This is a genomic window from Pseudoxanthomonas sp. LjRoot143 (assembly GCF_964252945.1).
Classification (GTDB): domain Bacteria; phylum Pseudomonadota; class Gammaproteobacteria; order Xanthomonadales; family Xanthomonadaceae; genus Pseudoxanthomonas_A.
In genome coordinates this window covers 365,144-384,363 of sequence record NZ_CAXUPM020000001.1, presented here as the reverse complement: position 1 = coordinate 384,363, position 19,220 = coordinate 365,144, and the positions used below count along the sequence as shown (strand labels likewise).

Annotated in this window: 19 protein-coding genes and 1 tRNA gene; 5 read left to right on the top strand and 15 right to left on the bottom strand. The window is 69.1% G+C overall.

Features of this window, described 5'->3' with window-relative positions:
* Positions 1 to 66: 66 nt before the first annotated feature.
* Positions 67 to 140, bottom strand: a tRNA-Gly gene (locus ACSQ1W_RS01755).
* Between the two features lie 79 nt (positions 141 to 219).
* Entirely contained in the window at positions 220 to 2,019 is a 1,800-nt protein-coding gene (locus tag ACSQ1W_RS01750) for an autotransporter domain-containing protein (protein WP_436046051.1), read from the bottom strand.
* A 173-nt stretch (positions 2,020 to 2,192) separates the two neighbouring features.
* Between ACSQ1W_RS01750 and thiS the strand changes: the two genes are divergently transcribed.
* From thiS to ACSQ1W_RS01725, 5 genes are read left to right on the top strand one after another with little or no spacing between them, the layout of a single operon-like run.
* Positions 2,193 to 2,393 carry a sulfur carrier protein ThiS gene (gene thiS / locus ACSQ1W_RS01745; RefSeq protein ID WP_436041427.1) on the top strand — a complete coding sequence of 67 codons (201 nt, stop codon included), beginning with the start codon at positions 2,193 to 2,195 and terminating at the stop codon, positions 2,391 to 2,393.
* Between the two features lie 56 nt (positions 2,394 to 2,449).
* Complete coding sequence (locus ACSQ1W_RS01740; RefSeq protein ID WP_436041426.1) at positions 2,450 to 3,244, top strand: thiazole synthase; 795 nt, start codon at positions 2,450 to 2,452, stop codon at positions 3,242 to 3,244.
* Positions 3,244 to 3,978: a tRNA (guanosine(46)-N7)-methyltransferase TrmB gene (trmB, locus tag ACSQ1W_RS01735; RefSeq protein WP_436041425.1), complete on the top strand. Its 735-nt coding sequence runs from the start codon at positions 3,244 to 3,246 to the stop codon at positions 3,976 to 3,978. Before ACSQ1W_RS01740 ends, trmB begins: the two co-directional genes overlap by 1 nt.
* Positions 3,979 to 4,011: 33 nt before the next feature.
* Positions 4,012 to 5,880, top strand: coding sequence for an SLC13 family permease (locus ACSQ1W_RS01730; protein ID WP_436041424.1), 1,869 nt, complete (start codon positions 4,012 to 4,014; stop codon positions 5,878 to 5,880).
* Positions 5,877 to 6,269 (top strand): ACT domain-containing protein, encoded by a 393-nt coding sequence (locus tag ACSQ1W_RS01725; protein WP_436041423.1) that lies wholly within the window; start codon positions 5,877 to 5,879, stop codon positions 6,267 to 6,269. Before ACSQ1W_RS01730 ends, ACSQ1W_RS01725 begins: the two co-directional genes overlap by 4 nt.
* Positions 6,270 to 6,275: 6 nt before the next feature.
* Here the strand turns inward: ACSQ1W_RS01725 and ACSQ1W_RS01720 are convergent, their stop codons facing one another.
* The 13 genes from ACSQ1W_RS01720 to ACSQ1W_RS01660 all read right to left on the bottom strand — a co-directional run bounded on the left by ACSQ1W_RS01720 (position 6,276) and on the right by ACSQ1W_RS01660 (position 18,804).
* On the bottom strand, positions 6,276 to 7,115 hold the full coding sequence (locus tag ACSQ1W_RS01720) for a glycosyltransferase family 2 protein (protein ID WP_436046049.1): 840 nt from the start codon (positions 7,113 to 7,115) through the stop codon (positions 6,276 to 6,278).
* A 1-nt stretch (position 7,116) separates the two neighbouring features.
* Complete coding sequence (locus ACSQ1W_RS01715) at positions 7,117 to 7,965, bottom strand: glycosyltransferase family 2 protein (protein WP_436041422.1); 849 nt, start codon at positions 7,963 to 7,965, stop codon at positions 7,117 to 7,119.
* Positions 7,962 to 10,175, bottom strand: a complete 2,214-nt coding sequence (gene gspD / locus ACSQ1W_RS01710) for a type II secretion system secretin GspD (protein ID WP_436041421.1) — start codon at positions 10,173 to 10,175, stop codon at positions 7,962 to 7,964. The genes ACSQ1W_RS01715 and gspD overlap by 4 nt, the downstream gene beginning before the upstream one ends.
* A 9-nt stretch (positions 10,176 to 10,184) precedes the next feature.
* Positions 10,185 to 11,015, bottom strand: coding sequence for a type II secretion system protein XpsN (locus ACSQ1W_RS01705; RefSeq protein WP_436041420.1), 831 nt, complete (start codon positions 11,013 to 11,015; stop codon positions 10,185 to 10,187).
* Positions 11,005 to 11,625 (bottom strand): type II secretion system protein GspM, encoded by a 621-nt coding sequence (gene gspM / locus ACSQ1W_RS01700; protein WP_192270403.1) that lies wholly within the window; start codon positions 11,623 to 11,625, stop codon positions 11,005 to 11,007. The genes ACSQ1W_RS01705 and gspM overlap by 11 nt, the downstream gene beginning before the upstream one ends.
* The gene (locus ACSQ1W_RS01695; RefSeq protein WP_436041419.1) at positions 11,606 to 12,745 is read right to left on the bottom strand and encodes a PilN domain-containing protein; all 1,140 of its coding nucleotides are present in this window, start codon (positions 12,743 to 12,745) and stop codon (positions 11,606 to 11,608) included. Before ACSQ1W_RS01695 ends, gspM begins: the two co-directional genes overlap by 20 nt.
* A complete protein-coding gene (locus tag ACSQ1W_RS01690; protein ID WP_436041418.1) occupies positions 12,742 to 13,593 on the bottom strand; it encodes a general secretion pathway protein GspK in 852 nt (283 codons plus the stop codon). Before ACSQ1W_RS01690 ends, ACSQ1W_RS01695 begins: the two co-directional genes overlap by 4 nt.
* Positions 13,590 to 14,261 carry a prepilin-type N-terminal cleavage/methylation domain-containing protein gene (locus ACSQ1W_RS01685; protein ID WP_436041417.1) on the bottom strand — a complete coding sequence of 224 codons (672 nt, stop codon included), beginning with the start codon at positions 14,259 to 14,261 and terminating at the stop codon, positions 13,590 to 13,592. Before ACSQ1W_RS01685 ends, ACSQ1W_RS01690 begins: the two co-directional genes overlap by 4 nt.
* A complete protein-coding gene (gene xpsI / locus ACSQ1W_RS01680; RefSeq protein ID WP_436041416.1) occupies positions 14,258 to 14,686 on the bottom strand; it encodes a type II secretion system protein XpsI in 429 nt (142 codons plus the stop codon). Before xpsI ends, ACSQ1W_RS01685 begins: the two co-directional genes overlap by 4 nt.
* Positions 14,683 to 15,189 (bottom strand): type II secretion system protein XpsH, encoded by a 507-nt coding sequence (gene xpsH / locus ACSQ1W_RS01675; protein ID WP_436041415.1) that lies wholly within the window; start codon positions 15,187 to 15,189, stop codon positions 14,683 to 14,685. The genes xpsI and xpsH overlap by 4 nt, the downstream gene beginning before the upstream one ends.
* A gap of 17 nt (positions 15,190 to 15,206) precedes the next feature.
* Positions 15,207 to 15,632, bottom strand: a complete 426-nt coding sequence (gspG, locus tag ACSQ1W_RS01670; protein ID WP_436046047.1) for a type II secretion system major pseudopilin GspG — start codon at positions 15,630 to 15,632, stop codon at positions 15,207 to 15,209.
* A 32-nt stretch (positions 15,633 to 15,664) separates the two neighbouring features.
* The gene (gene xpsF, locus ACSQ1W_RS01665) at positions 15,665 to 16,879 is read right to left on the bottom strand and encodes a type II secretion system protein XpsF (protein ID WP_192270417.1); all 1,215 of its coding nucleotides are present in this window, start codon (positions 16,877 to 16,879) and stop codon (positions 15,665 to 15,667) included.
* Between the two features lie 125 nt (positions 16,880 to 17,004).
* The gene (locus tag ACSQ1W_RS01660; protein WP_436041414.1) at positions 17,005 to 18,804 is read right to left on the bottom strand and encodes a S8 family peptidase; all 1,800 of its coding nucleotides are present in this window, start codon (positions 18,802 to 18,804) and stop codon (positions 17,005 to 17,007) included.
* Positions 18,805 to 19,220: the final 416 nt, after the last annotated feature.

Sequence of the window (19,220 nt, the reverse complement as noted above, 5' to 3'; positions counted from 1 at the left end):
TCACGTGGGTCCCGCACAGCATGCCACGCCCGGAAGCGGGGACGATGACAGGAGAAGGGGGCGGGATGGAGCGGGTGATGGGAATCGAACCCACGCTAGCAGCTTGGGAAGCTGCAGTTCTACCATTGAACTACACCCGCACGATGGCGCGAGTCTATGCCGCGGCGCGCGGCAAGGCAATGCGGCGCCCGTGGTGGGCACCGCATTGCCCGGCGTGCATCAGAAGCCGCCGCTCAAGGTCATGAAGGCGGTGGTGTTGGTGCCACCGCCCTGGTTGACCGTGGTGTTGACGCCCAGGTTGGCGTCGAACCCGAACAGCTTGGTGCGCGCACCCAGCAGCAGCGTGCCGTAGCTGTCGTCGGTATCCAGGCCCGGCACCGCGTAGGGCGCCGTGCCCGGCATCGACAGCGACTGGGCGAACACTTCCGCGGCCGGATCCTCGAACTCGCGGTCCACCGTGAGGCGGGCGTATGGCTGCAGGTGATCGTTGATCGCATAGCTGACCTGCCAACCAGCGCTGCCGATCAGCGAATCGAAGTCCTGGTCCGGGTACGCCAGCGCGGTCGAATTGACGTTGCTCTCGCTGTAGCCGTCCATCTCGATGGTCTGCGACACCACGCTCACCACCGGACCGTGGCGGAACGCGCCTTCGCCGAACTCGTAGCCGGCGCTGGCGCCGACGGTCAGGTTGGTGCCGTCCGGCGAGCCGCTGTGGCGACGCGTCACCCCACCGAGCTGCACTTCGCGGTCGATGTCGTAGGAGATCCAGCTGTAGCTGACCTGCGCGTTCGCCCACAGGTGGTCGCCGTACCAGCCGGCGAAACCGCCGATCGTGGCATCGGACTCATCGAAGCTGCCGCGGCGCAGGCCGAAGTCGTACTTCGCCCGGCCGTAGCCGGCGAAGCCGCCATACACCCAGGAGCCCCGCGACCAGTCGACGCCGAACGTACCCGCTGGGCCCGCACCGTCGTACAGGTTGCCATCGTCGTAGCGCAGGAAATCACCACGCACGTCGCCCCACCAGCGCATGCCATCGGCTTCCGGCTTGCCGGCGACATGGGATGCCACGCGATCGGCACGCGCGCGGCCATGCACCGACGCGGTGTAAGGCAGCAGCGCGATCTGGCGCGGGCCTTCCAGCACCGACACCGCGTATTGCGACAGGATCTCGTGCGCCTTGGACGACGGGTGCACGCCGTCGGCGAAGGCGTAGACATCGGCCGCGTTCGGGGTGGCGTAGTTCAGCGGACTGCAGGTGACCGACGAGGCGGTGATCTGCGGGTTGCAGGCGGTACCGGTGACGTTGCCGAAGCCGTATTCCGCCGGGCTCGCCACGATCTCGCGCAGCAGCGTGAAAGTATCCAGCGGAATGATGCGCAGGCCGGCGGTGTTGAGGGCACCGAACAGCGCGCTGTTGTAGGTGGTGGCCAGCTGCGTGCCGGTGGCCTGCGCCGTCGGCCCGCCCGCGCGGAACTGCGGCGTCACGCCGAGGTCGGGGATCGTCGGCACCAGGATGTAGCGGGCACCGGCGTTCTGCAGCGTACCGATGATGCCGACCTGCGCGGTGACGGCACCGCCGATCGTGGTCTGCGCCGGCGCGCCCCCCACGACGGCGAACAGGTCGTTGGCGCCACCCCAGACGGTGTACAGCGCATTCGGATCGGCGCGGCCGCCATTGGCGGACAGGTAGCTGGTCAGCTGCGAGGTCATCGACGGGATCGGACCCAGCGCGCCCGAGGTGTTGGTGCCCACGCGCGCGCCGCCGACGGCGTAGTTGGTGCCGCCCTGGTTGGCGCTGCCGGCGCCGGTGCCGTAGTACTCGGCCATGTACTCGGACCAGACCTGGCCGGGGTTGGTGGTGAAGCGGCCGAGGATGGCGCCGTTCGGGCCGATCGCCTGGATCAGCGCCGGGCGGAAATGGCCCGAGTCGGTGAGGCTGTCGCCGAAGAAGATCGTCTGGGAATACGGGCTGTCGCCTGCCAGTGCGGGAGCAGCCGCCACCGCCAGCGCGACGGCCAGCAGGGAGCGGACGGGCGAGAAGGAACGCTTCATGGAATCTCCGGGGCAAGGAATGGATGGGCTGCGCGCCGGCTCTGCCGTACGGCTGCGCATGGCGCGCATCGTTCCACCAAGCCCGCCGGGGTACACGCTGCAATGCGGCAAGCCGCCGCACCATCGGCGACAATGCCGGGATGGACATCCAGTTGAATGGGCAGCCGCAGGCGCTGCCCGAGCAGAGCACCATCGCCACCCTTCTCCAGTCGCAGGGCCTGGCCGAGCGCCGCGTGGCCATCGAGGTCAACGGCGAGATCATCCCGCGCGGACAGCACGCGCAGCACCTGCTGCAGGCCGGCGACCGCGTCGAGATCGTGCACGCGCTCGGCGGCGGCTGAGCGCCAGGGTCGCCATCGACGGGACGCATCGGCGTCACATGGGCGATAATCGCCGCATGTCGAACACCGCCCCCCATGACCCGCTGGTGATCGCGGGCAAGACCTACCGTTCCCGCCTGCTGACCGGCACCGGCAAGTTCAAGGACTTCGAGGAAACCCGTCTGGCCACCGAGGCCGCGGGCGCCGAGATCGTCACCGTCGCCATCCGCCGCACCAACCTCGGCCAATCGCCCAACGAGCCCAACCTGCTCGACGTGCTGCCGCCGTACAAGTACACGATCCTGCCCAACACCGCCGGCTGCTACACCGCGGCCGACGCGGTGCGCACCTGCCGGCTGGCGCGCGAACTGCTCGACGGCCACACCCTGGTGAAGCTGGAAGTACTGGGCGACGAGAAGACCCTCTATCCCGACGTCGTGCAGACGCTGGCTGCTGCCGAGACACTGGTGGCCGACGGGTTCCAGGTGATGGTCTACACCAGCGACGACCCCATCGTCGCCCGCCGCCTGGAAGAGATCGGCTGCGTGGCGGTGATGCCGCTGGCCGCGCCGATCGGCTCCGGCCTGGGCGTACAGAACAAGTACAACCTGCTGGAAATCATCGAGAACGCGAAAGTACCCGTGCTGGTCGATGCCGGCGTCGGCACCGCGTCCGATGCCGCCATCGCGATGGAGCTGGGCTGTGACGGTGTGCTGATGAACACCGCCATCGCCGGCGCGAAGCATCCCGTGCTGATGGCCAGCGCCATGCGCAAGGCCGTCGAAGCCGGCCGCGAAGCCTTCCTGGCCGGCCGCATCCCGCGCAAGCGCAACGCCTCGGCCTCCAGCCCGATCGACGGCCTGATCGGCTGATGACCGATCCGTTTTCCAGCCCTGGCGCGAAGACGCCGCCCAAGCCTTTCACCCCGACCGAAGGCCGGCGTGAAATCCGCAGCTTCGTACTGCGCCAGGGCCGCTTCACCGATGCGCAGCAGCGGGCTTTCGACACGCAATGGCCACGCTTCGGGCTGGAGTACACCGGCGCACCGCGCGATTACGACGCGGCGTTCGGACGTTCCGCGCCGCGCGTGCTGGAGATCGGCTTCGGCAACGGCGAGGCGCTGCGCTTCGCCGCCGCCCACGACAAGGCGCGCGACTACATCGGCCTGGAAGTGCATGCGCCCGGCGTCGGCCGGCTGTTGAACGCGCTGGCCGAGGACGGCAGCGACCACGTGCGCATTTACCACCACGATGCGGTGGAAGTGCTGCAGCACGAAGTCGCCGACGGCTCGCTGGACGAAGTGCGCATCTATTTTCCCGACCCGTGGCACAAGAAGCGCCACAACAAGCGCCGCCTGGTGCAGCCCGCGTTCGCGGCGCTCATCACGCGCAAGCTGCGCTCCGGCGGCCGCTTGCATTGCGCCACCGACTGGGAAGCCTACGCCGAGCACATGTGGGACGTGCTGGACGCGACCCCGGGTCTGAGCAACCGCGCCGGCCTGCGCGGCAGCGTGCCGCGCCCCGACTGGCGACCCCAGACGCATTTCGAGACCCGCGGCCAGAAGCTCGGCCACGGCGTGTGGGATCTTCTGTACGACCGCGAGTAACACCGCAGCACGCACCAGGAAACCGACCGCGACATGGAAAACGCGCTGACGCTGACCAACGACATGAAGCTCGTCCTCGGGCTGGTCGGCTTCACGATGGCGATGTTCCTGTTCGAGCGCATCCGCGCCGACCTGGTGGCGCTGGTGGTGCTGGTGGTGCTGGGCATCACCGGCCTGATCGCGCCGGAGGAAATCTTCGGCGGCTTCTCCGGCAACGCGGTGATGAGCATCATCGCCACGATGATCCTAGGCGCCGGCCTGGACCGTACCGGCGCGCTGAACCGGCTGGCCTCGTGGCTGCTGCGCCGCGGGCATGGCATCGAGCAGCGCCTGCTGCTGATGACCACCGCCATCGCCAGCCTCAACTCGTCCTTCATGCAGAACCCGTCGGTGATGGCCCTGTTCATGCCGGTCGCCTCGCGCCTGTCCTCGCGGACCGGCCTGTCGATGCAGCGGCTGCTGCTGCCGATCGCCGCGGCCATCGTCATGGGCGGCGCGTTCACCATGGTCGGCAACTCGCCGCTGATCCTGCTCAACGATCTGCTGGTCTCGGCGAACAACAACCTGCCCTCGGGCATGGCCACGCTGGAGCCGCTGCGCATGTTCGCGCCGTGGCCGATCGGCCTGGCGCTGGTGATCGCCTCGCTGGTGTACTTCCGCTACTACGGCGACCGCAAGCTCAAGGAAGAAACGCAGGACAGCGACGGCGCGGTGACGCCGGCGCGCACCGAGAGCTACTTCGCCAACACCTACGGCATCGAAGGCGACGTGTTCGAACTGGTGGTCAGCGCGGAGAGCCCGCTGGTCGGCATGTCGCTGGGCGAGGCCGAAGCCCTGCACGATGCGCCGCTGATGCTCGCACTGCAGACCGGCAACGACACGCGCCTGTCGCCGCCGGCGGACATGCGCATCTGGGTAGGCAGCGTGCTGGGCGTGATGGGCGCGCGGCAGGACATCAGCGACTTCGCGCAGAACCAGTTCCTGCGCATGTCCTCGCGCCTGCGCCACTTCGGCGACCTGTTCAATCCCAGCCGCGCCGGCATCTCCGAGGCGGTGGTGCCGCCCACCTCGAAGTTCATCGGCAAGACCGCGCGTGAGCTGCGCCTGCGCAAGCAGAACGGCATCAGCCTGCTGGCGATCAACCGCGACAAGAAGGTCATCCGCGAGAACGTGCGCGACGAAAAGCTGCGCGCCGGCGACATGCTGGTGTTCCACAGCATCTGGCAGGACCTGGGGCTGGCGGCGGAGAGCCGCGACTTCGTGGTGGTGACCGACTATCCGAAGGGCGAACAGCGTCCCCACAAGTTCAAGATCGCCATGACGATCTTCGCCATCACCATCATCATCGCGCTGACCTCCAAGCTGCCGGTCGCGCTGACGCTGATGACCGGCGTGGCCGGCATGCTGCTGACCGGCGTGCTGCGCATGGACGAAGCCTACGGCGCGATCAACTGGAAGACGGTGTTCCTGATGGCCGGCCTGATCCCGCTCGGCTGGGCGATGGACAGCAGTGGCGCGGCGGCGTGGGTGGCCGGGCATACGGTCGAGCGGCTGCCGGAGGGCATCCCCGTGTGGGTGCTGGAGATCGCCATCGCGCTGCTGACCACCGCGTTCTCGCTGGTCATCAGCCATGTCGGCGCCACCATCGTGATGGTGCCCATGGCGATCAACCTCGCGCTCGCGGCGGGCGGCAACCCCACGGCCTTCGCGCTGATCGTGGCGTTGTCGGCGTCCAACAACCTGATGACCGCGTCCAACCCGGTGATCTCGATGATCGTGGGCCCCGCCAACTACACCTCGCGCCAGCTGTGGCGTGTCGGCGGCCCGTTGTCGCTGGTCTACACCGTCGTCGTCGTGCTGACAGTCAACGCGCTGTTCTGGTGGAACGGACGCGCAGGATGACGACGCCTTCACTGACCCTGCTGCTGGTGCCCGGTCGCTACGCGGTGGCGCAACTGCCCGCCGACGCGCCGCTCCCCCCCTGGTGGCCCACGACCGGCATGCGCCACGCCGGCTGGACCGACGACGAACTGTCGCTGGTCTGCGAAGAAACGCAGGTGCCCGGGGACGTGCGCTGCCAGCGCGGCTGGCGCATGTTCAAGCTGCAGGGGCCGTTCGACTTCGCGCTGACCGGCATCCTCAAGGCCGTGCTGGATCCGCTGGCGGCGACCGGTGTGGGCATCTTCGCGATCTCCACCTTCGACACCGACTACGTGCTCGTGCAGGAACCGCAGCTCGAGACGGCCCTGCAGGCATTGCGTGGACACGGTCACCGGCTATCCGGCGACTAGCGTCCGTCAGCGCCGGCGCAGCAGGATCCGCGCCAGCACCGCACCGAAATGCATCCAGATGGCGGCGAATACGCCCATGCGCGCGAACGGACCGCGCTGCGCCGCCTCGAACTTGCGGAAGTAGCGCCACAGGCCGCGGTGCTTGTGCCACTCCACGAACACCGGGCGTGCGCGGCTGGAAACGCCGCGGAGGTGCAGGACGCGGATGTCGTTCGCGACGGCAACCACCGCTCCCGCATCCCGCGCGCGCCGGCACAGGTCCATGTCCTCGGCGTGCAGCCGGTAGCCTTCATCGAACCCGCCGATCCGGTCGAACAGCGCACGCGGCATCAGCATCAACGCACCCGAGATGATGTCGACGGGCTGCAGCGCCCGACCTTCATCGACGGGTGCGCCCAGCCTCGACGCCGCGCCGGGCGAACGCAGCATCGCCGCGAACACGGGGTCCCGGCGACGCGCGGCCGCATCGCGCACGCCGTCCTCGTCGACCAGATCGACGCCGAGCACGATCTCGCCGGCGACCGCGCATGCATGGGCGCGCAGCCGCGACAACGTGTCCGCCTCGACCATCAGGTCGGGATTGACGAACGCCAGCCAGGGGACGTGCGTGTCGCGGGCGCCCTGGTTGCAGCCGACCGCGAAGCCGGGATTGTCCGGATTGGCGATGAAGCGCAGGCGCGCATCCTGCAATGCGTGCCGCTGCACGATCTCCATGGTGTCGTCGGTCGACGCATTGTCGACCACGCGGATCTCGTGCACGCCATGCGCGACGCGCAGACGCATCAGGCAATCGTCGATGCTGGACGCGCTCTCGTGCGTCACCACCACCGCAGCGATGCCGGGCATCTCAGCCGAAGAGATCACGCTGGCGCTCCGGCGAATCCGCTTGGGCATACAGCGCATGCAGGCGTTCGCGCGGCTCTCGCAGGGGATCCTCCATCAGGAAGGTCGCCAGCCGCGGCGTGAACGTGGGCCAGCGCGCGTTCAATGCATCCATGTCGCCATCGGCGGGACCGCCTTCTCCACCGCGCGCGACGAAGGCGGTCTCGCACAGCACGTTGCGCCAGCCCAGGCCGGAGAGGCGAAGCGACAGATCGACCAGCGCCGCGTACCACGAAGCGAAACTCACGGCGTCCAGTCCGCCGACGCGCTTGCGCGCACTGCCGCGCAGCACCACCGCGTGTGCGACGGCGGCCGGCAGTTCGGGATGCAGGGGCGGAAGCGCCGCGCAAGCCAGCGCCGTGCGCTCGCGATCCTCGGGCGGCGGCATCACCTCGCCGAGCCGCGGCCATGCCGCGGTTTCGCCGGCGTTGCACCACGGCGTGGCCGTGGCGATGGCGGCATCGCGCGCCAGGCAGGCGGACAGTTGATGCAGCCAGCCCGGCAGCGGCTGGGCATCGGGGGCAAGCAGCACCACATCGGCGTCGCCACAGGCGGACAGCATCTCGTCGACGTGCGCCACCTCGCCGACCATCCGCGGCCGGCGCGTGTAATCGGCCTGCAACGCGGTGCGGGCCAGCCAGCGTTCGATGATGGCCAAGCCCCGCGGCCCCGCCTGCGCGTCGTCCGCCAGCCACACGCGCGTGCCGGCGGGCGTGCCGGCATCGAGCGCACCCAGGCAGGCATCCAGGGCATCGTCGTCCGTGCCGACCGGCAACAGGACGACAGGCAGGGGCGATGCGCTACCGGGGGTCACTTCTTGGGCGGTGCGTAGAGCGGGTCCAGGGCACGGAAACGCTGGCCGTACTCGTCGGTCAGGTTGCGCGCTTCCTGCGGGTTGCGGACGATCGTCGGGGTGATCAGCACGATCACCTCGCTACGCTCGCTGCTGGTGGACTTCCTGCCGAACAGCGCACCGATCACCGGCAAGCGACTGAGGCCGGGAATGCCGGCGGATCCTTCCGTGGCGCTGTCGCTGATGAGGCCCGCCAGCATCACCGTCTGTCCGGCTTCCACCGCGGCCTCGGTCTTCATGCGGCGCGTGTTGATGCGTACGTTGCCGTTGGCATCGGGCTCGCTGCCCGGCGAGCTGACTTCCTGCACGATGTCCAGGAACACCATGCCATCGCGGGTGACGCGCGGGCGTACCTTCAGGATCACGCCGGTGTCCAGGTACTGCACCTGGCTGAAGGTGTTGTCCGTGCCGAGCCCCGGATTGACGGTCACCGACGAGATCGGAATGCGGCTGCCGACGTTCAGGGTGGCCTCGGCGTTGTTGCGGACGAACACGGAGGGCGTCTGCAGCAGGCGCACGTCGCTGACTTCGTCCAGCGCGGTGATCACCGCGGCGGCGTCGTTCTTGACCAGCGTCCAGACGGCACCGGCGCCGCTCACGCCGCCGATGCTGCCGGCGAGCGTGCTCCACTTGCTGGGACCGCTCACGCCCGGCACTCCACCGGGCGCCGCGAAGTTCGGCAGCCCGTTGTCGGTCATCGCCCGCTCGAGGTACCAGTTGACGCCGTAGCTCAGGTCGCCGGTCAGCGAGACCTCTGCGATCTGCGCTTCGATGTGCACCTGCATCGGCATCACGTCGAGCTTCTCGACGACTTCGCGGATCGAGTTCCAGGCGCTGGGGCTGGCGCGCACAAGCAACGTGTTGGTTTCCTCGACGGCCGCCACGCCTACGCGGTTGCCGTCGACTTCCAGCGTGACCGCGCCGCTGCCGCTGTCCCGCTGGTTGAGCGACAGCGAACCACTGCCCAGCCCCCCGGTACCGCCGCTGCTTCCGCTGCTGCCGAAGTCCACGCTGCCGCCGTTGCCGTTGAGGCCACCGTCGTTGATCTGCACGGGTTCGGTGCCCGGCATCAGCGAGACGTTGCCCGCGCCGCCAGTCGACCGTTCGTCGCCGGATCCGCTGCCGCCCGAGGATCCGAACACTTCCGACAGCCGCTGCGCGAGTTCGCGCGCCTTGATGTACTTCAGTTCGTAGGAGAACAGCCGGCTGCCCTCGCCCGCGCCGTCGATGCGTTCCAGCCACTGCTGGATCTGGTCCAGGTAGGCGGGCTGCGGGGTGATCACCAGCACCGCATTGGCGCCTTCCAGCGGCATGAAGCGGAACATGCCGGCGCTCGGCGTCTTGCTGTCGTTGCCGAACACCTTTTCCAGGTCGGCGACCACGCGGGTCGCGCGTCCCGACTGCAGCGGGAACACGCCGACCGACATGCCGGACAGCCAGTCCACGTCGAAGATCTCGACGGTACGCAGGTAGTTCTCCAGCTCGGTCCGCGTGCCCGCGAGGGTAATGACGTTACGGGTGCCGTCGATGCTGACGATGGCGTTCGGACGCGCGTACGGCTCCAGCACCTTCTTCATCTCGCTGGCGGAAATGAAGCGCAGCGGCACCACGCGTACTTCATAACCGCGCGCGCTGGAGGCCGGGCCGGTACGCGGCGCCACGCTGCCTGCGAGCGCCTGGTCGGCCGGGATGATGTTGTACCGCCCGCCGCTGTAGACCAGCCGTGCGTTGTTCCAGCCGAGCACCATCTCCAGCAGGTTCAGCGCCTCGGCCGGCGATACCGGCTTCGGCGTGCCCAGCGTGACCGTGCCCTGCACGCCCGGCGCGATCACGTAGTTCTGCCCCAGCATGTCGCCGAGGATCGCCTTGACCACCGCGTGCACGGATTCGCCTTCGAAGTTGAAGGTGGCCGATCCGCTGCTCGCGCCGCCCAGCGAGGGCAGCGGCGCGGAGGCCGCGCTGCGGTTGATCATCTGCCCGTTGCCGCGCCGGACCTGCGCCTGCGGACCCGTCTCCGGTGCATCGGCCTCGGACAGCGGCGTGGTCTGCGCAGTGCCCGGCATGACACCCGTCGGCGTCGTCGCCCCACGGCGCATCTCCGCGACGGGCGCGCTGGCGCACCCGGCCAGCAGGCCCAGGCAGAGGGAAAACAGGATCACACGTAACGTCATGCCGGCACTCTACTGTGTCTTGCCGGGCGTTGCCGGCGGCGTGGTGGGTTGCGCCTGCTGCTGGCGCAGCTGCGCGCGGCGCTGTTCGATGCGCTGGCGGATGGCTTCCATCTGCTCGTCGGTGGTCGACGTGGGCGCGGTCGCCGTCGCGGATGGCGACGGCAGGGTGGGCGTCATCGCGACCGGGGCGGGTACCTGCATCGGGGACGGGGGCGCGGCAGGCATCGCCGCGGGCGCGTTGTTGCCGCCGGTGGGCCGGCCACCCCCCGGCGCAGACGGTAGTGCGACACCCGCAGGCGGCACGACAGGAGGCTGGCTGAGGATCTGCGTCGGCGGCTGGCCGCCGGCGCCGTCGAAGACGCGCAGTTCCAGCTCCCGGCGGCCTTCAGGCCCATCGAACACCGCCCGGCGCGGCCCCAGTTCGCTCAACTGCCAGCCGGGGAACCCCGCCGGCGATTCACCGACCTTCACCCGCAGGCCTTCCCCGCCCTGCGAGGGCTGCACGATGGCCAGCTCCAGCGCCGGCGTGATCAGCACGCTGGTCAGCACCAGGTCGAACGCAGGGGCGGCCGCCTCGTCGCCCGACAGGAAGAACGGCTTGGGGCGACGATCTTCGGAAAACAGCGGGCGCGCGCCGACATCGGCGTACTGGTCCAGCGCCTGCAGGCGTTCAGGGGGACTGGGGGGCAGGCGCGGCAAGGCCTGCAACAGGGCCGGATCGGCAGGCAGCGGCGTGATGCGGCCGCCCAGGCCGAACAGGGCCAGCACGGCCACCAGCACGGCCCACCCCGCCACGACGGCGAGCAGCCCGGTACGTAGGTTCCAGGTATCAGCGCGCACCGGGCGTCTCCTGGGCCACGACCGGGGAAGGCTTGAGATAGCCGTACAGGTCGAAGTTCACGTCCAGTCCGCCGGTACCGCTTTCGCTGGCCTGGAACGCGTAGCGCTGCGCGAGGATGTTGAGGTTCTCGACGAACAGTCGCGGGCTGCCGGACTCGATCTGGTGCAGCACCGAGGCCAGTTCGGGAGCACCGCAACGCAGACGGACCTGCACCACCACGCGCGGGTAGACCTCGCGGCCGGCCACCGCCAGGGGCGACTGGTTGGCGATCGCGCAACTGCGGTTGCCCGGGCTGGCCTGCTTGACCACGGCCTCCAGGCGCTGCACGAGACCCGCCGTGGCCAGTTCCACCGTCGCCTCCGGCAGGAAGCCCGGGCGCTGCGCCTGCTGCGCCAGCGCGGCGTCGAGTTCGCGCCGCACCGCCGGCGCCTGCTGCAGCTGGGTGCGGATGCGCAACTCGCGGTCACGCAGTTCGTCCACACGGGCGCCCACTTCCTGCATCGGCACGGTCCACCACGGGTGCACCAGCAGGGCATAGCCGAGCAGCAGCGCCACCAGCAGCAGCGCCAGCGCCAGCCAGCGGTCGCGGTCAGTCACGGCCAGCGGCATTCGCACCTCCTGCCGTGGCGGCCGACGGATCCTGCTTGCCCAGCAGTTCGGCCGTCAGGGTGAAGCGGTCCATCCGCGTGCGCGGATCCGGCTGCAGCGCACCGCTCAGCGCAGGGTTGCGCCACAGCGACGAGCCTTGCAGGCGAGCCACCAGGCCCGAGGCTTCCGGACTGAAGCCGATCAACGTCAGCCGGTCACCCTCGATGGCGAGCTTCTCCAGATAGGTGTTGTCGGGCAGGCGCCGGGTGACGTCATCCATCACTTCCAGGGCGGTCGGGCGCCGTGCGCTGGTCTGGTTCAACACCGTCGTACCGGCGACCAGATCGACGAGCTGCTGCCGCTGCGCCGCTACCTGGCGTGCCGCGTCGGCACGGCCGTCGACCTGTGCGGCGAAGGCATCGGCCGCGGCCCGCCGGTTGTCCAGCATCGCCCAGGCGGCGAACACGATCGCGACCACGGCCACCGCCGCCAGCGCCCGATGCAGCCCACGCTGCGGGGCCTGCGCCGTCACGCGTGCGGATTCCGGCAGCAGGTTCACGCCCAGCGGCACGCCGTCGGCGTCCTCCACGTCAGCGCCCGCCATCCCGTCCGCAAGGGCGCCGAGTTGCGCCAAGCCACCGGCGAATGCCGCCATCGGTACGGCGGCCAGTTCGACATCGAGCTGTCCGTCCGTGCGCACGCCGATGACGCGCGCATCGAAACACGCCTCGTTGGCGGTGAACGGCGTCTGCCGGTCGAGTTCGAATTTCAGCACGTCCTGCAAGCGCTCGGCCGCCGCGGCCGGCATCAGCAGGCGGCGACGCAGCGCCATGCCCGAGGGAACCAGCCACCAGCGCGGGAGGTCGGTCAGCCGCGTGCCCAGCACCGCACGCAACTCGTCCGGCGTCACGGTGGCGGGCAAGCGCGCCAGCATGTGCCGCTGCGACCCTTCCAGCCACGTCATCTCGATCTGGTCGTCCTGGCGCTGGAACAGCAGGCGGTCGCCGGTCAGCCCCAGCAGCACGCGCCAGCGCGCCGGCAACCAGGTCGCCAGCGCCTGCCCCCACCACGCGAGGAAACTGCGGGGGCCCGGCCCGAGCCGTGCCCGGAGCCGCTGCAAGGTGTCGCGTACGCCGCTCATTGTGGTGACGCTCCCTCCTCCCAGCGCAACAAGGTGTAGGCCGAACCCGGTACCGGGCTGGCACCCGCGCGCACCACCGTCCGCAACGACGCTTCGCGGCCATCGACCAGCCGCGCGCGGCTCTCGATACTATACGTGCCGCTGCCGGTGCCGACGAGTTGGGGATTCACCGTGGCACCCGCCGCATTGCGTTGCGCCAGCCACGCCACCGAATCCACGCCCATCGCCTCCAGCACCGGGCCCTGCGCGTACATCGCATCCGGTTGCGCGCGCCCCGAGTAGAGGGTCAGGAACGGGGCCAGCCGTGCATAGAGCGCCGGCGTCATGCCGAGGACCTGCTCGACTTCCGCGATGGTTTCGAACGGCGCGTCCTTGGCGCCGTAGTCGCGTCCGGCCGCGGCGTAGTCGCCATCTTCCGCACCGCCCACCGGCTGGGTCAGGTTGTCGCCGTCGCGCCAGTCGACGATGGCCGCCGCGAGCGCATCGCCCACCTCGGGCGGCTCGCCGAGCGCCTGCATCAGGCGTGACAGCAAGGGCACGTCGGCCTGGTTCAGGTCGACCTTGCCGGTCTCGTCCACGATGCTTACCTGTACCTGCTGGCCATCGAAGGTCCAGGTGTACGCCCGTCCATTGGGTTGCCAGTGCGTTTCAGGATTGCGGTCGGACACGCGCACCAATGCGTACTCGATGCCGGCGCGCGCGATCTCCTGCGCCTGGGCACCGCGGCTGCCCACGCGCGCCTGCAAGGCCTCCATGCGCGCTGTCAGGGCGTAGGCGCCGACCAGCGCGGTGAGCAGCGCCACCAGCCACAGCACGAGCAGCAACGCCGCACCGCGCACGCGCTTCATGGAAGCACCGACGGGTTGCCGCCCGGCAGCAGGCCGCCGCCCGCGCCGCCCTCGCTGCGCGCGAGCGTCACCACCAGGTCAGGCCAGCGACCGCCACGTACAGCCTCCATTTCCACCTTCACCTGCAGGGGCAGCATGTCGGATGTTTCCCAGCGGTCCTGCCAGGGACCGAGCCGGTTGTCCGCATCGAGGCCGCGATAGCGGAAACGCACCGCCTTCAGGCCATCGGCGAGCCGTTCGGCGCGCAACCCGCGCGCGGCAAGGTCGATGTCCTCCAGCGACGCATCCGGGCGCGCGACGGAGAACGCCACCTGCAGGCGCCCCGCGTCGTCGACCACCAGCTCGTGCAGGTAGGGGCCACCGTAGCCGAGGTAATCCGGCAGGTCGGCCACGAAGCGCATGCGCTGCGGCGTCCCGATGAAGCGTGCCTGCCGCAGGGTGCCCCGGTCGGTGGCGAAGACGATCGGCTGCGCCGACGCCAGCCGCCCGCGCAGGTAACCATGCACCGCGCGCATGCGTTCGCTCGCCTGTGCCATGTCCTCGCCGCGCGTGACCACGGCAGTGGACGAGCGCAGCGTCGCGAAGGCCAGCGCCAGGCCCGCGGCCATCAGCACCAGCGCGACCAGCACCTCGATCAGCGTGAAGCCCTGCGTCCGCGCGCGCATCACGGCGACACCGCCTGGTTGATGTCGCGCGGCGCCAACCGCAGCGTGCGCCACTCCATCGCCTGTCCACGCTCGCTGCCCCAACGCACCGCCAGCCGCACGTCGAGCAGTTGCGGGGCACTCGGATCGAGTTGCGCGCGTGCCGCCAGCGGATCGGCGAACGGCGCGACGTCGAGCTGCCAGCGGTAACGGTCGCCTTCGAAACTGCCCTGCTGCCGTCCGGGCTGCAGCGCCTCTCCCGCGCCCAGTTGCGCCAGCAGCGACTGCGCATGCAGGGTCGCGCGACTGCTGTCCGCCGATTCGCGCACCTGCCGGCTCGCGCCGGACAGCGAGCCGAGCAGCAGGCTCAGCGCGAGCGCCAACAGGGCGAACGCGACGATCACCTCGAGCAGGGTAAAACCTTGCTGGCGACGGCGGGACGCGATCATGGAGCCGGCACTTCGTCGCGCAACAACCGGGTCTCTCCGGTCAACCAGCCCACGTCGACGCTCCATGCCGCCGTGCCGGCCGACAGGGTGATGCGGCCTCCGGTGGAACCGCCATCGGGGAAGAACAGTACGCCCCCTTCCCCGGCACGCGCCTGCGCCTCGCGCGCGCCGGTGAAGCGCACCGACAGGCTGTCGTCGATGTCACCGCGACGGTCACCCGCCGCTTCCCAGGCATGCGCACGCGGGTCGATGCGGAAGCGCTGCGGTTGCCCGGTCGCGATGGCGCGCGCCCGCGTGTAACGGAGCTGCGCGGCGATCTCCTTGGATTCGGAGCGCAGCCGCATGCCGTCCATGCCGCCCGTGAAGACCATGGCCGCGAGGATGCCCGCCGCCGCGATCAGCGCGAGTACCAGCAACGTCTCGAGCAACGTGAAGCCATCCGCCCGGGCGCGCGGAAAGCGTCCGACGACGGCTGGCTGCGCGGGACCGGCAAGGAATGCCACGACGGCGGACGCCGCGCTTACTCGTTCTTGATGTCCGCGTTGACGCTGTCGCCGCCGGCCTTGCCGTCGGCGCCCAGGCTGATCAGGTCGAAGCGCTGCGTCTCGCCGGGGATGCGGTACTCGATCGGTGTCTTCCAGGGATCCTGCAACTCGCTCTCCTTGGCGTACGGCCCCAGCCAGCCAGCGGCGTTGCCCGGGTTGACCACCAGGTCGGACAGCTGCGCCGGATAGCGGCCGGTGTCGAGCTGGTAGTTTTCGATCTTGCCGGCCAGCGTCTGCACCTGCGATTGCGCCAGCTTCACCTTGCCGCTATCCGCACCGCCCATCACCCGGCTGCCGACCAGGACCAGGATGCCGCCGATCAGCACCAGCACGATGATGATCTCGAGCAGGCTGAAACCCTGTTGCGAGCGCGGGGCGCGGAAGGCTATCGTCGGACGCATGCGGGACATGGCGGTGGACTCTCCGGTGGTTCTCAGTTGATGGCGCCGGTCAGATCGTACAGCGGGACCAGCACGGCGATGATGACGACGCCGACCACCGCGGCCAGGACCAGCGTGATGGCGGGAACGAGGGCGGCCAGCATACGGTCCAGCACCTGAGCGGTTTCCTGCTCGAAGGTTTCGGCAGTCTTCAGCAGCATGCCGTCCAGCGCGCCCGACTCCTCGCCCACCTGGATCATCTGCAGGGCCAGCCGCGGGAACCGCTTGCCCTTGCCGAGCGAGGCGGACAGGCCATGGCCATTCTTCACGTCCTCGGCGGCAGCATCCACGTCGGCCGCCAGTGCCCGGTTGCCGAGCACGTTGCGGGCAATGCCCAGGGCCGTCAGCAGCGGCACGCCGTTCTTCAGCAGCGTGCCCAGCGTGCGCGCCAGCCGCGCCGTTTCCAGCCGCGCCAGCAAGGGACCCGCCAGCGGTCGTCCCAGCAGCCAGGTATCCAGCCGGGCACGGAACACGGGATCGCGGCGGCGGCGATCGAACCACAGCAGGCCCAGTGCAGGCACCGCGATGAGCACGAACCAGTAGTCGCGCACGAACGCACCCACCCACAGCACGCCGCGCGTGAACCAGGGCAGCGCCACGTCCAGGCTCTCGTACATCACCGCGAATTGCGGCACCACGTAGCCCAGCAGGAACAGCAGCGCGAAACCGACGACGACCAGCAGGATGGCCGGATACACCAGCGCGTTGACCACGCGGCCCTTCAGCGCGCGGCTGCGCTCCAGGTAATCGCCGAGTCGCTGCAGCGTGTCGTGCAGGCTACCGCCGGCTTCACCGGCGCGCACCATGTTGATGTAGAGCCGCGAGAACAGGCCGTGCTGGCGATCCAGCGCGGTCGACAGCGGCGCACCACCGCGCACGGCATCGCGGATGTCGGTGATGACGCGCCGCGCCTTCTCGTCTTCCGGCAGGTCGAGCAGGATGCCCAGCGCACGATCCAGCGGCTGGCCGGCGCCCAGCAGCGTGGCCAGTTGCTGGGTGAACTGCACCAGCCGGTCGCCGGCGAACGCATTCGGCCGCCACAACTGCGTCCAGCTGCCGCCGCCCCCCGCCGACGCGAGTGCCGCTTCGACCGGCAGATGTCCCTGCTCCTGCAGGCGCGCCACGACCTCGGCATCGCTGGCGGCCTCCATCTGGCCGTCCAGCATTTCACCGTGCGCGTTGAGGGCCTTGTAGCGGTAGAGCGGCATGCGGTCGGGGGACGGGGGAATGCGCCAACTTACCGTATTCCCCCGTGCATCGTCATGCGCGGGCATCACGCTCCGGAACGGAACGGCCCCGGCATGCCGGGGCCGCGGGTCTTCCGAACCGAGACTCAGGGGGCGGTGAAGCTGCCCCGCACACTGACATTGGAGAACGCCGTCTTGCCGACCAGCGACACGTAGTACGTGCCGGCCTGCGGGTTGGCGATGTTGATCACCTCGTTGTTGCCCGGCCGCACCGAACGGACGTCATAGCTCGTCGCGGTCGCGGCGCTACCGAACTTCACATAGGCATCGGCATTGCCACTGCCACCGAAGCTGATGAAGGACAGGTTCTTCGCGCCTGCCGGCACTACCAGCGCATACTGCACGACCGCGTCCTTGGCGCCGTTATTGCCACCCACCGCGACGTTGTTCGCCAGCGGCGTCGCCGTCGGCGGTTCGCCACCACCAATCACAGCCTGCACGGCGGCCGCGGCATTGACGATGCCTGCGCCGATCGGACGGTTCGCCGGCGGCGCCACGGGGAACGGACGCGCCGTCGCCTTCAGTGTGGCCAGCACCTGCGCCGGCGTCAGCGGCGTCTCCGCCACGCTCTGCATCAGCGCGACGACTGCGGCCACGTGCGGCGCCGCCATCGATGTGCCGCCCATGCCGAAGTAGGTCTCGGTGGTGGGCACGGTGGTGCCGGCATTACCCGCAGACCAGACGTAGCCGCCCGGGTTGCCGTCGACGCTGCCGCCACCGCCCGGTGCTGAGATGTCGATGCGCGTACCGTAGTTGGAATACGAGGCGATGCCGCCGGTGATGCGCGTGGCACCGACGGTGATCACCCCCGTGCAGTTGCCCGGCGAATAGCCGTTGACGTTGCCGGCGTCGTTGCCGGCGGCGACGACCACGGTGCTGCCGTTGGCGATGGCGATGTTGAACGCGTTCTGTTCGACCGCGCTGCAGGCGCCGGAACCGCCGAGGCTGAGGTTGATGACCTCGGCCGGATTGGCGTTGGCCGGCACGCCCGCCACGGTACCGCCGGACGCCCAGATCACCGCGTCGGAAATATCGGAGGTGTAACCGCCGCAGCGGCCCAGCACGCGCGCCGGCACGACCTTGGCGTTGAACGCACCACCCGCCATGCCCTTCGCATTGTTGCTGACTTCGGCGACGGTACCCGCCACATGCGTGCCATGCCAGCTGCTGTCCTGAACCGGCGAGCCGGCATAGCACTCACCCGCGACCGGATTCCAGTCGCCCTCGTCGCGCGGGTTCGCATCGCGCCCGTCGCCATCGCGCGACACGAACGTGTCGCTGATGAAGTCGTAGCCCGGCAGGATGTTGGCATCCATGTCGCTGTGTGCGGTGATGCCGGTGTCCAGCACGGCGACGACCACGCCCGCGCCGGTCGCATCGTCCCACGCCGCCGGCAGGTTGATGCCGCCGACCGGATCCTTGAAGTGCCACTGATACTGGTTGTAATAGGTGTCGTTGGGCACCAGGCGCGCATAACGCTTCGCATCCACTTCGACGAACTCGACTTCCGGATCGCTGGCCAGCTGCCGCAGCAGGCTCTCCGCCTCCACGCGATCCAGCTTGCGCGAGGTCTGCACCAGTTCGGCACCGATGCCGAGGCGACGCAGCTTCGATGCGCTCACCACCCTGCCGTTGGACGGCCCGAGCGCGGCGCGCGATACCGCGCCCACCAGCGAGCGCTGCAACGTGGCGCTGTTGGCGCGCGCAGTGCTGCCATCGCGGTACTTCACGATGAACCGGTCGTAGGTCTCGCCGTCACGCAGGCCGGCAGTGCTGACATCGCCCGCCGACGCGGTCGCCGTGAAGGCTCCGAATGTGACTATTGCGGCGAGTGCAGCGACGAGGGGATGACGACGCGAAAGGCGGAAAGAGGATTTCTGATTCACTTGACCTGCTCCATGTCTACAAGGATGAACGAACTGGGTAACCCGTTTACGACGTGACTACTCAACGACTTGCGACTTCCCTTTCAAGCGTGTCGTGCACGTACCCCTGTTTACCTGCCACGACACTCTTCACGCAGCGAATACATCCTCTACACACGGCCTACACGTGGCATTAACGCCTTGTTTTCAGCTGTTTCGTCGCGTTGATCCGAACGTAGCAAATCTCTCGCAAATTGCACAACGCGGTTGTAGTGTTCGATCACACGGAGTTGTTGAGCGTCATCTCGGGATGAGGGGAAGGGGAATGCGGAGATCTTTCGCCAACGCGATTTCTTGTTTCGCTGTTTCACTTGCACGCGCTTCCATTGGCATCACGCCTGCGTCACTTTCATCGCGCACATCGCGTCACATTCGCG